We start from the raw sequence: 12,714 nt of genomic DNA, 5'->3' as shown, positions 1-12,714 counted from the left end.
ATAATGAGTAGTAAGGTCCCTCTTTTCGGGGTCTTATCTTAGAACGTTCTGCAAATGAATTCGATGAGAAGTAATATGAATGTGGCTATTTTCAAGTAATACTCAACGTTTTCGCGACGTTCTTTTATCGCCTCATCTCATCACCTCCAAATATATTAAAATTCATGTGAACTAAAATATAAAATGGTCTTCCCCAGCTTTAAAAAAATAAATACATAAAATACTTACTTGACCAAAACTTGACCAAAAGTTGCCCAATCATAACAAAAGGAATATTTTACACCTTAAAAAGTTGCCCAGTTAAACCAAAAAAGAGCTAAAGCAAAATTGCTCTAGCCCTTGATATTACTGATTTCCCATCAATTGTTTAGCGTATTAATATTGCTTCATGTACTGATCTCTTTCCCATTCAGATACTTGAGTTCTGTAGTAATCCCATTCTATTGATTTAGAATTAATAAATTGATTATAGATATGATTTCCTAATGCTTTTTTAATAACTTCATTTTCACGCATTGCTTTTAATGCTGTGTAAAGTGTTGAAGGTAAGTCTTGAATGCCTACTGCTTCACGTTCTTCACGATTCATTTCGTAAATATTTTGGTTAACAGGTTCTGGAACTTTTAATTTATTTTTAATACCGTCTAAACCAGCTTCTAAAATTGCAGCTAACGCCATATATGGGTTCGCAGCTGGGTCAACTGAACGTACTTCAATACGAGTTGATAATCCTCTTGAAGATGGTACACGGATTAACGGCGAACGGTTTTTACCGCTCCATGCAATATAACATGGTGCTTCATAACCAGGAACTAAACGTTTGTATGAGTTTACTAATGGGTTACATACCGCTGTAAATCCACGTGCATTTTTAAGTACACCAGCTGTGAATTGGTAAGCTGTTTCTGTTAAGCCCATTTCAGTATTCGGATCAAAGAATGCATTTTCTTTACCTTTGAATAATGAAACATTAAAGTGCATACCGCTACCGTTCACACCAAATAATGGTTTAGGCATGAATGTTGCATGTAAATTATGCTTACGTGCAATTGTTTTAACAACCAATTTAAATGTTTGGATGTTATCACATGCTGTAACTGCATCCGCATATTTAAAGTCGATTTCATGTTGACCCGGTGCAACTTCATGGTGACTTGCTTCAATATCGAAGCCCATATCCTCTAATTCTAGAACAATATCACGACGGCAGTTTTCACCTAAATCAGTTGGAGCTAAGTCGAAATATCCACCATCATCGTTAAGTTCTAAAGTTGGTTCCCCTTTTTCATCCAACTTGAACAAGAAGAATTCTGGTTCAGGCCCTAAGTTAAAGTCTGTGAAGCCTAAATCTTCCATTTCTTTTAATACACGTTTTAAGTTTGCACGTGGATCCCCTTCAAATGGCGTACCATCTGTTTTATATACATCACAAATTAAACGTGCTACTTTACCTTGACCAGCAGTCCATGGGAAGATTACCCAAGTATCTAAATCTGGATGTAAGTACATGTCAGATTCTTCGATACGTACGAAACCTTCGATAGAAGAACCGTCAAACATCATTTCGTTATCAAGTACTTTTTCTAATTGGCTTACAGGTACTTCAACGTTTTTAATTGTTCCTAAAATATCAGTGAATTGTAATCTTAAATATCTTACATTTTCCTCTTCTGCAAATTTACGAATGTCGTCTTTAGTGAAAGTACGTTTTGGCATTTTAAAATCCTCCAAATTTTATTTAATAAATCGGGATAAATCACCACGATTTATTGGCAAAGTTTCTCCAATAGGCTTTTGCGTGGCATCTACAATCATCTTTTTTCTTATCTCTTGTTCATCAGTTGTTAAATGCTCTTGTGAGTCATAAATGATTTGTTTAATCCCTTTGATATTAAATCCTTTTTCTAAAAGTGATTTAATTTCTAGTAATCTTTCCAAATCATTGAGTGAGAACAGACGTTTTTGACCTTCTGTTCTTTCAGGTTTGATGAGTTCATGTGTTTCATAGTAACGAATTTGCCTTGGCGTTAAATCCGTTAACTTACTTACTACACTCATAGAGAAGACAGCCATATTTCGTCTGATTGCATCATTCGATATCATTGTTCCTCTCCTCTACTTTTGAACTTGTTAATAACTTATCATAAATTTTTTAGTATTTCAAAAATATGTCAGGTTTTCTAACATTAAAATCAAAACGTTGATATCACTGTGTTTTCGGCCTCTAAAACGCTATAAAACAACCTACACCAAAAATATTTTTTCAATTTTTAAAAATAATCTGATAAATCTCCACAAAAAAATCCCACCCCAAAAACTCATTAGTCATTTGAGGCGAAATTTGATCTATATAGATTTCGTCTATATTAACTCTTTTTCTTTTAATTGTTTAACAGCTCTTGTCACAGCAATTTTAACATGTTCATATGTTAATCCACCTTGGACATACGCTTCATAAGGAGGTCGAATTGGACCATCAGCAGACAATTCAATTGACGAGCCTTGAATAAATGTACCAGCCGCCATAATAACATCATCTTCATAACCTGGCATATAACTAGGTTCTGGACTAAAATGCGCATTGATCGGTGATGCATGTTGAATACTCTGACAAAATGAAATCATTTGTTCCTTTGTATCAAATTTAACTGTTTGAATTAAATCAGTTCGTTTTTCGTAATATTTCGGTGTCGTGTTCATATTCATTTTTTCTAATAATAAACTAGTAAACAATGCACCTTTAAGACTTTGACTGACAACATGTGGCGCTAAAAAGAACCCTTGATACATTTCAAGTAATGCATTTAGAGATGCACCCGCTTCTTTACCAATACCTGGCGCTGTTAATCTATAACCACATCGTTCAATTAAATCTTTTCTACCAGCTATGTAGCCACCTATTTTAGCTAATCCCCCACCAGGATTCTTTATCAATGACCCCGCCATTATATCTGCGCCACATTCAATAGGTTCACGTCTTTCAACAAATTCTCCATAACAGTTATCTACAAATATTAAAATATTTGGATATACTTCTTTTACCTTCTTAATTGCATCTTCAATTTCATCAAGAGGAATGGAAGGTCTTTGGTCATACCCTTTCGATCGTTGAATCGCAATGACTTTAGTGCGTTCCGTTATACCATCTAACACACTTTCAATATCGATCTTACCTTCTTTAAGTGCAATATCTTTATACGATACACCGTGCTCCATTAAACTCTCAATACCATTCCCGTTTACACCAATGACTTCAAGCAATGTGTCATACGGACTACCTGTAATATAAATCAGTTCATCACCATGTTTTAATAAACTTTGTAATGCAATAGTAATCGCATGTGTACCTGAAATAATTTGCGGACGTACTATGGCATCTTCAGCTTTAAATGTATGTGCATATATTTCTTCTAAATGATCACGTCCAAAGTCATCATATCCGTATCCTGTTGACCCTTGCAAATCACTTTCACTAGCTTTGACATGATGAAAGGCATCTAATACTTTTTCTTGGTTAATATATGCTGTTTCTTCAATTTCTTTAAAATACGGTGCTAACGTTGATTCGACGTCGACAACTAGCTTACTTATATCTTTCATTTAAAATTCGTCCTTTTATTGTTTTTTAAAACCTTGTATACGATAAACATCTTTAATCTCATCATATTTAAGCTCAGTCACTAAAGTATGTTGCTTTAAAAAATATAGTCTATCAGCATTATTTGCATTAACAGTTTCATCATAATATGTTAATTGTCTTTTTATCTCATCGATTAATAATTCCTTAACTAGTTGTTTATCAGAATCATTTTTAGAAGAAACAAATACATTAGGTAAATCACTAGCAGGTCTATTTGATGATTGTTTACATAAATCCTTTTTATTAAATATCACAATTTGAGGTATGTGTTTCATATCTAATTGCTTAATCAAATCATTAACTGTATCATACTGCGTACGGTATTCGGGATGACTACTATCAACTACGTGTACTAATAAATCTGCACCTTTCGCTTCTTCTAAAGTTGATTTAAAAGCTGCAATTAGCGTTGTAGGAAGTTTTTGAATAAAACCGACAGTATCTGAAATAATTAAATTAAATCCATCATTGATTTGTATTTGTCGTGTTTTTGGATCCAGAGTTGCAAATAATTGGTCTTTTTCATATGTCTCTTCATTTGCTAAAACGTTAAACCACGAGGATTTACCAGCATTTGTATAGCCTACTAAAGCTACTTGAAACACTTGATTTTGATTTCTTTTATTTCGATATCTTTCACGATGTTCCTCAACTGTTTGTAATTGATGTTTTATTTCATTCATACGAGTCCTAATATGTCTTCGGTCCATCTCTAATTTCGTTTCACCAGGACCTCTAGTACCAATGCCCCCACCTAAACGAGAAAGACTTTTACCATGTCCTTGCAATCTAGGTAATAAATAATCAAGTTGTGCGAGTTCTACTTGCAACTTACCTTCTTTGCTTCGTGCTCTTAATGCAAATATTTCAAGAATCAACTGAGTTCTATCAATTATTTTTACATCTAATGCTTCATTTAATGATTTAGACTGGGCAGTTGTTAATTCGTCATTTGCAATAACTACATCTATATCTTTAAATTCAATAAATGCTTGAATTTCTTCAAGTTTACCTTTACCAACATAGTATTTACGATCTACACGATCACGATTTTGAGTAATTTGTCCTAATACTTCAAGTTGGCAAGTTTCTGATAATGATGATAATTCTTCCATCGTTGACTCAAAATTAAATTGCTTATCATCTTGAGCATGTACACCGACTAAAACAGCTTTTTCTAGTTTATTTTTAGTATCATGAATTTGTTGCTGAGCCATGTTATACATCTCCTTAATAAATTCCTACTCAAAGTATTCTATCACAGAGTTTTACTAAAGACTATTGTGCGATTTTATGGTACATTTTAAGTAAATCGAAAGGATGATTCAATGGAGACAATTTATGATTTTGTAGTAGAAACAAATAAAGGTGTTACTTACAAATTAGAAGAGTATAGAGGCGACGTTATGCTGATTGTCAATACAGCAAGCGAGTGTGCTTTCACTTCACAATTTGAAGGTTTACAAGCACTATATGAAAAATATAAAGAAAAAGGATTTGTCGTTTTAGGTTTCCCTTGCAATCAGTTTGGTAATCAAGAACCTGGTTCAGGTGAAGAAGCTGCTCAAAACTGTAAATTAAACTATGGTGTCACTTTCCCTATGCATCAAAAGATTGACGTAAAAGGTGAACATCAATTTCCTTTATTCAGATACTTAACTGCTGCACAGCACGGTTTCTTTAATGAAAAAATTAAATGGAACTTCACTAAGTTTTTAGTTGACCGTGAAGGTAACGTCGTTAAACGATTTGCACCTCAGAAAAAACCTATTCAAATTGAAAAAGAAATCGAAAAGTTATTATAATTTATTAAGCTTTTCAAAAATAAAACGCTTCATTTAAAATCGTGTCCCATATAGACTCGTTTTTTAAATGAAGCGTTTTTATTACAAACATTCCTTTATTGTATCATGTCATTTGAACATCAACTCATTGATGACTCATATGACTTCAATTCTATATCTATTTGTCATACTTCAAGCTTTATGTGCATTAACTAACATTTCATGCACATATGATTACAACTTATTCTTCACTTTCAGTAGACGCTTGAGCTTCAGATTCTACTGTATAAGTGCTGATCGCATGTTTGTAAATCAAGTGTTGTTTGCCTTGAGAATTTAAGCTTACGACATACTTGTCGAATTCTTCAATTACACCTTTCATTTGGAAACCGTTTAGAAAGAATACAGTTACTTCAGTTTGGTTTGCTTTAAAATTCTCTAGTGCTTTGTCTTGGATGTTTTCGTTTGCAATCATCTGTCGGACTCCTTTTACTTAATCTGGGTTGTAATCTCATCTAACATCATTTGAAGTGACATATTTTCTTTATCTAACCAATGAACACTCATTTTATTCTTGAACCATGTCATTTGTCGTTTTGCATATTGGCGTGAATGTTGCTTTAATTCATTGACAGCATCTTCATAAATCATTTGTCCGTTAATCACAGGTATTAATTCTTTATATCCAATAGCTTGCATACTTTGGCAAGATTCATAGCCTTGTTCAACAAGTTGTTGCACTTCTTTAAATAATCCGTGATCCAACATAATATCAACACGTTTATTTATTCTTGAATATAATGTTTTACGCGACATTTCAATCCCTATTAATAATGTATCATAATTTTCAGTAAATTGTTGCACTTTCTTGCGATTACTTAAAAGTTTTTTTGTTTTAAAATAATATTCAATAGCACGCAACACTCTTTGTCGGTTATTTTTATGAATATTTTCAGCAGACATTGCATCAAATTGCGCTAAATAATCATGCAATTGTTGATTGTCTAATTGTTCAATTTCTTTCATTTTTTTCTTTACAATCATTTCTTCTTCGGGCGTTATTGTTTCGTCTTCTAATTCATAATTATAAATTAATGACTGAATATATAATCCCGTGCCTCCAGCAATAATGGGTATTTTGCCTCTGCTCGTAATATCATAGATTATCGTTTCAGCTAAATTTTTAAATGCGAATGCGGAAAATGATTCATCAGGATTTAAAATATCAATTAAATGATGTGGTACACCGTCCATTTCTTCAGGCGTTACCTTTGCTGTTCCAATATCCATATGCTTATATACTTGCATTGAATCTCCACTTATTATTTCTCCATCGATTCTCTTAGCAAGTTCAATGCTAAGTTCAGTTTTTCCAGAAGCAGTTGGACCTACTATAACCACAATAAAGGGCTTCTCTCTATTCATGTTTAATTCCACTTTCTTTAGTTATTGTTAAATTGATTCAACCAGTTAAATAAATCTTCCCAAATATTTTCATAATCTTTTTCAAATAAAACTTCATGTCGTTTATTGTGATAAAGATTAACTTTAACATTTTTTAGTCCTGCTTTTCTATAAATATTCGCCAATTTTAAGATACCTTTTCCATAATCTCCTAAAGGATCATCATAACCTGAGACAAATAATATTGGCATTGACTTATTTAATACTTTCATATACTTTAATTGCGACGTACGTAACATATAATATGCAGTTTCGTATAATAATTGATTCGACACATTAAATCCACTGTAGGGATCTTTAACAAACTTATCTACTTCTATTGGGTTGCTTGAAATCCAATCACTTTTCGTTCTCAAGGGTCTGATTTTTTTGTTAAAAGTATTCGACACTAATTTATTAACCCATTCAACACGTTTGTCAGCTCCATAAATTTTGGTAATTATTTTTAATGTTTTAACAGTTGGTAAACCTTTCCACATTGTATACATCCCTGTCCCACTTAAAACAAGACCATCGACATATTTAGGATATGTTTCTACAAAAAATCTTGCAATTATAGATCCCATTGAGTGTCCAATTATAATATATGGCTTATCAACATTTCCTCTCACAGTTTGTGCCACTTCAAAGGCATCACTGATAACCTGTTTCATATCATCATAATGACCTCTCGTTGATTCATCGATATTGATGCCATGACCACGATGGTTATGGCGAATGACATCAAATCCATGCGCTGAAATTGCAGATGCTAGTTTATCATAACGTTCCATATGCTCAGCCATACCATGAAAAATATGCACAATCCCTTTAGATTCTGCATCTGTGAAATTTACTTTTACTTCGATATTTGTATTATCTTGAACTGTTAGTTTAAATTGTTTTTCAGCCATCGTATCACACCTTTTATAACAATTATTTAAAATCACTTTTTATTATTATCATACATATAGAATTAAATACTTTCAATTGTCCTTTTGAATCGATACAAAAAAACTGATGCCCAATAAAAAGGACACCAGTTTATAATGTTGAAATCAAATTATTCTTTTACAGCAGGTTGATTATTTCCATGTTGAGCTTCTTTAATTGCTTGTTCAACTTCTTCTGTATATGCTTCAATTTGAGCTGGAGAGTAATCAAGCATATCTGCCATAATATCGATGACAGCATCTTTATAATCTAATACATCTTTAATATTGAAATACATTTTACCAGAACGACGAACTAAGAAGTCATTCGGTTTGTAAACCATTTCTTGTTGAATACTATAAACAAGCTCTACATAAATTTCTAAAGGTAATTTGCTATCATGATATTGTGAAGTTTGTGCAATATTAAATAATTCATCAACGTTTGAACCATATTTACTTGCTAATCGACGAGCAACATCTTCATCGATACCAAAACCTTTAGCAACATCAACTTTTTGATCTACAAATGCCTCAAAGTTCTTACTGCCTCCAACATCTCCACCTGAAATTGCAAGGCCTTTCGTATTACATGGACTGAATGATAAACCGTAGTCTTTTTTCAAGCGTTTAGATACTAAATCAACGATGTCTTGAGCCATGTGACGATAGCCCGTTAATTTACCACCTGCAATTGTTAATAAACCAGATTTACCTTCCCAAATTTCGTCTTTGCGAGAGATTTCAGAAGGGTCTTTACCTTCTTCATAAATTAATGGTCGAATTCCAGCCCATGTAGACTCAATATCTTCATCTTTAACATTTACACTTGGGAACATATAATTTATCGCATCAATTAAGTAATCTCTATCTTCTTGAGTTGTCAATGGTGAAGACTTGATATTGTCATAAAATGTATCTGTAGTTCCTACATATGCTTTACCCTCACGTGGAATTGCGAAAATCATACGTCCATCTTTTTCAGTATCAAAGTACACTGCTTGACCTAATGGGAATTTTGATTGATCAATAACAACATGTACGCCTTTAGTTAAACGTAATTTTTTATTATTTCGAGCATAATCGCCACTTCTAACATCATCAACCCAAGGTCCCGCCGCATTAACAACTTTTTTAGCTTTAATTGTGTAATTTTCATTAGTCAACTTATCTATAACTTTAACACCATTTACTTGTTGGTTTTGATCATAAGTAAAATGTTCAGATTTAGTATAGTTTATAATTTCAGCACCTTTTTCAGCTGCACGTTTCATAACTTCAATTGTTAAACGCGCGTCATCCGTACGGTATTCAACATAATAACCGCCACCTTTTAGTCCATCTTTTTTAACTAATGGTTCTTTAGCTAAAGTCTCTTTTTTAGACAACATTTTTTTACGTTCAGATTTTTTAACTCCAGCTAAACGATCATACATACCTAAACCAATTGAAGTTGAAAACTTACCAAATGTACCACCTTTATGCATTGGTAAAAGCATCCACTCAGGCGTTGTAACATGTGGACCATTTTCATAAACAATGGCACGTTCTTTACCTGTTTCAGCTACTACACCAATTTGAAGTTGTTTTAAATAGCGTAAACCACCATGAACTAATTTCGTAGATCTAGAACTAGTACCTTGTGCAAAGTCTTGCATTTCAACTAATGCAACTTTCATACCACGTTCACTTGCGTCCAATGCAATACCTGCCCCTGTAATACCGCCACCGATAATTACTAAATCATATTCTTCATTTCTTAAATTCTTTTTAATATGCTCTCTCTTAAAAGTAGACAATGCCATTCCAAAACGCCTCCTAAAATATATAAAACGAGAGACTTGTCCAACACAAACAATCTTTAAATTGTACATGTACGAACAAATCTCTCGCTTCTCGATTCAAATATTAACTTAAATTTATTGTATCACAATGTTTAACCAAAAGTCTAATCTATAAAATTACTCAGTTTTAAAAACTTGTGTTGCTTCAACAGCTTTTTTCCAACCTCTGTATAATTTATCTCTTTCGTCTTCATCCATTTTTGGATCGAATTTTTCTTCTAACTTCCAATTTTTAGCAATATCATCTTTACTGTCCCAGAATCCAACAGCTAATCCCGCAAGATAAGCAGCACCTAAAGCAGTTGTTTCTTGAATTTCAGGTCTTTCAACTGACGTATTAACAATATCAGCTTGGAATTGCATTATAAAGTTATTTTTAACTGCACCACCATCAACTCGTAAACTTTGAACATCAATTCCTGAGTCTTTAGACATTGCTTCCATAACGTCACGTGTTTGGTAACATAAAGATTCTAAAGTAGCTCTAATGAAATGCTCTTTTTCAGTACCACGCGTTAAGCCAAAAATAGCACCTCTTGCTTCTGAGTCCCAATATGGCGTACCTAAACCTACAAAGGCAGGTACAACATATACACCTTCAGTAGAGTCAACTCTTGTCGCATAACTTTCTGATTGAGGCGCAGAATTAATCATTCTTAAACCATCACGTAACCATTGAATTGCTGAACCGGATACAAAAATCGATCCTTCAAGCGCATAGTTTACTTTACCATCAATACCATATGCAATTGTTGTTAATAATCCACTATCAGACTTAACTGCTTTTTCACCAGTATTCATTAACATGAAGCCACCAGTGCCATATGTGTTTTTCACGTCACCACGTTCAAAGCATGCTTGTCCAAACAATGCTGCTTGTTGGTCTCCAGCTACCCCTGCAATTGGTACTTCTTGACCATAGAAGTGGTAATCAATTGTCTTACCATAAATTTCACTAGAAGGTTTAACTTCTGGCAACATATTTTTAGGAACTGTTAATAATTCTAATAATTCGTCGTCCCATTTTAAATCATGAATGTTAAACATTAACGTACGACTCGCATTTGAATAATCTGTAATATGTGCAGCTTTACCTGATAATTTCCAAACCAACCAAGTATCAATTGTTCCAAACAATAAATCTCCATTTTCTGCTTTTTCACGAGCACCTTCTACATTATCTAAAATCCATTTAACTTTAGTTCCCGCAAAATATGGATCTAACAACAATCCTGTTTTATCTCTAAAAGTTTGTTCATAACCTTGTTGTTTCAACTCTGAACAAATTGATTGCGTTTGACGAGATTGCCATACAATTGCATGATAAATTGGGCGTCCCGTATGTTTATCCCAAACAACCGTAGTTTCACGTTGGTTTGTAATACCAATACCAGCAATTTGATCAGCTCTAACATCATTTTCATTAATAACTTCAGTCATTACTGCTAAAACAGATGTCCAAATTTCATTTGCATCGTGTTCAACCCACCCTGATTGAGGAAAATACTGTTTAAATTCACGCTGTGCTACCCCTGAAATTTCACCTTTTTGATTAAATAAAATTGCTCTTGAACTTGTTGTTCCTTGGTCTATTGATAAAATGTATTTTTCCATTAGTAGTGTCTCCTTTATCATTTAAAATAATCGCTAACCCATTGTACAAAATCTGTTAAATTTTGGCGAAAAAATAGCATAATTCATGAATCAAACATGTTAAATTATGCTATTTACATTTCTTTTTATTTTAGTAAATTGATTCAATATCACCTTTTTTAGATGATTTATTTAAGATGTAACCTAAAATCAAAGTAATAATGACAACGACGATTGCAATTGCACAACCAATATTAAATGTGTGTTTGTAAAATACAGCATAAACAACTGCACCTAGTAAACCACCCGCAATTGGTCCTAAAATTGGAACGATTGCGTAAGACCAGTTTGATCCACCTTTACCTGCAATAGGTAAAATGGCATGTGCAATTCTTGGTCCTAAATCACGAGCTGGGTTAATCGCATAACCTGTTGCGCCACCTAAGCTTAGACCAATCGCTACAATTAATGCACCAACGATTAAAGGATTTAAGCCATCAGCAATTTTGTTTACACCGATAAATAAAATACCTAAAGTTAACGCCATTGTACCAATAATCTCACTCAAAAAGTTTGCAAAATAGTTCTTAATAGCTGGTGCTGTTGAGAATACACCTAATTTTGCGCCTGCTTCTTCAGTTGCTTTCCAATGAGGCAAGTACATCAACCATACAATAGTTGCACCGACAATTGCACCTAACATTTGAGCAACAATATAACCAGGTACTAATGCCCAATCGAAACTTCCATCTAATGCTAAGGCTAATGATACAGCTGGGTTTAAATGTGCACCAGAAAATTGTCCTACTGCAAACACACCCATTGTAACCGCTAATCCCCATCCAGCGGTGATGACAATCCAATCAGCACCATTCGCTGCACTTCGCTTTAAATTGACATTGGCACAAACGCCACCACCAAAAAGAATTAAGATTGCAGTTCCAAGGAATTCTGCTAAATATACATTCATATTAAATGTCCTCCCAAAAGACAAAGAGACTCCTACACTAGCAGTTTGGCTCGTAGAAATCTCCCGTCTCTATTCTATGTATTAACTTGTATTATATTTGTTATGATACTATCGTTATGAAAGCGTTGTCAATAATTTTCGTAAAAATTTTGTCAAATTTAATTTTTTAAGTCTTTATAAAAGTAGTTTAATTATAAAAGTGTAAAAATGACATGCCTTAAAGGAATTTTGTGCATTTTAATTTTTGCATCAACATTTTTTGTAAATCAATACACCTTATTTCCTATATAAAAATAAACATCTCTAAGACGCTTTGGATATAAAACGAATTAGAGATGTATTTTAAAATTTCTCAATGTTTGCGAGTATAAATCTCCGCTATTGAATTTAACAGTCCAATTAGACGGAGCCACTTTTATTTAATTTCAATTGCAACAATCACTATCATAATTTGACCATTCAAATTTGAAAAATAAGATAGTCAACAACCTAACTCAATTGAATTTGT

11 protein-coding genes are annotated in these 12,714 nt (G+C 33.2%); 1 reads left to right on the top strand and 10 read right to left on the bottom strand.

Features of this window, described 5'->3' with window-relative positions:
- Positions 1-375: 375 nt before the first annotated feature.
- The 4 genes from glnA to hflX all read right to left on the bottom strand — a co-directional run bounded on the left by glnA (position 376) and on the right by hflX (position 4,857).
- Positions 376-1,716, bottom strand: a complete 1,341-nt coding sequence (glnA, locus tag ML436_06230) for a type I glutamate--ammonia ligase (protein UMT79326.1) — start codon at positions 1,714-1,716, stop codon at positions 376-378.
- A gap of 18 nt (positions 1,717-1,734) precedes the next feature.
- On the bottom strand, positions 1,735-2,103 hold the full coding sequence (locus ML436_06225; protein UMT79325.1) for a MerR family transcriptional regulator: 369 nt from the start codon (positions 2,101-2,103) through the stop codon (positions 1,735-1,737).
- A gap of 258 nt (positions 2,104-2,361) precedes the next feature.
- Positions 2,362-3,600 carry an aminotransferase class I/II-fold pyridoxal phosphate-dependent enzyme gene (locus ML436_06220; protein ID UMT79324.1) on the bottom strand — a complete coding sequence of 413 codons (1,239 nt, stop codon included), beginning with the start codon at positions 3,598-3,600 and terminating at the stop codon, positions 2,362-2,364.
- Positions 3,601-3,615: 15 nt separating this feature from the next.
- The gene (gene hflX, locus ML436_06215; GenBank protein UMT79323.1) at positions 3,616-4,857 is read right to left on the bottom strand and encodes a GTPase HflX; all 1,242 of its coding nucleotides are present in this window, start codon (positions 4,855-4,857) and stop codon (positions 3,616-3,618) included.
- Positions 4,858-4,968: 111 nt separating this feature from the next.
- Between hflX and ML436_06210 the strand changes: the two genes are divergently transcribed.
- Positions 4,969-5,445, top strand: coding sequence for a glutathione peroxidase (locus ML436_06210; protein ID UMT79322.1), 477 nt, complete (start codon positions 4,969-4,971; stop codon positions 5,443-5,445).
- 220 nt (positions 5,446-5,665) lie between these two features.
- Here the strand turns inward: ML436_06210 and hfq are convergent, their stop codons facing one another.
- The 6 genes from hfq to ML436_06180 all read right to left on the bottom strand — a co-directional run bounded on the left by hfq (position 5,666) and on the right by ML436_06180 (position 12,206).
- Positions 5,666-5,899, bottom strand: a complete 234-nt coding sequence (hfq, locus tag ML436_06205) for an RNA chaperone Hfq (protein ID UMT79321.1) — start codon at positions 5,897-5,899, stop codon at positions 5,666-5,668.
- Between the two features lie 14 nt (positions 5,900-5,913).
- Entirely contained in the window at positions 5,914-6,849 is a 936-nt protein-coding gene (miaA, locus tag ML436_06200; GenBank protein ID UMT79320.1) for a tRNA (adenosine(37)-N6)-dimethylallyltransferase MiaA, read from the bottom strand.
- Between the two features lie 17 nt (positions 6,850-6,866).
- On the bottom strand, positions 6,867-7,781 hold the full coding sequence (locus ML436_06195; protein UMT79319.1) for an alpha/beta hydrolase: 915 nt from the start codon (positions 7,779-7,781) through the stop codon (positions 6,867-6,869).
- A gap of 149 nt (positions 7,782-7,930) precedes the next feature.
- A complete protein-coding gene (locus ML436_06190) occupies positions 7,931-9,604 on the bottom strand; it encodes a glycerol-3-phosphate dehydrogenase/oxidase (protein UMT79318.1) in 1,674 nt (557 codons plus the stop codon).
- Between the two features lie 156 nt (positions 9,605-9,760).
- Positions 9,761-11,257 (bottom strand): glycerol kinase GlpK, encoded by a 1,497-nt coding sequence (glpK, locus tag ML436_06185; protein ID UMT79317.1) that lies wholly within the window; start codon positions 11,255-11,257, stop codon positions 9,761-9,763.
- Positions 11,258-11,387: 130 nt separating this feature from the next.
- The gene (locus ML436_06180) at positions 11,388-12,206 is read right to left on the bottom strand and encodes an aquaporin family protein (protein UMT79316.1); all 819 of its coding nucleotides are present in this window, start codon (positions 12,204-12,206) and stop codon (positions 11,388-11,390) included.
- Positions 12,207-12,714: the final 508 nt, after the last annotated feature.

The sequence above is a fragment of the Staphylococcus roterodami genome, assembly GCA_022493055.1.
Taxonomy (GTDB): Bacteria; Bacillota; Bacilli; order Staphylococcales; family Staphylococcaceae; genus Staphylococcus; species Staphylococcus singaporensis.
This window is presented reverse-complemented; position numbering and strand designations above follow the sequence as displayed.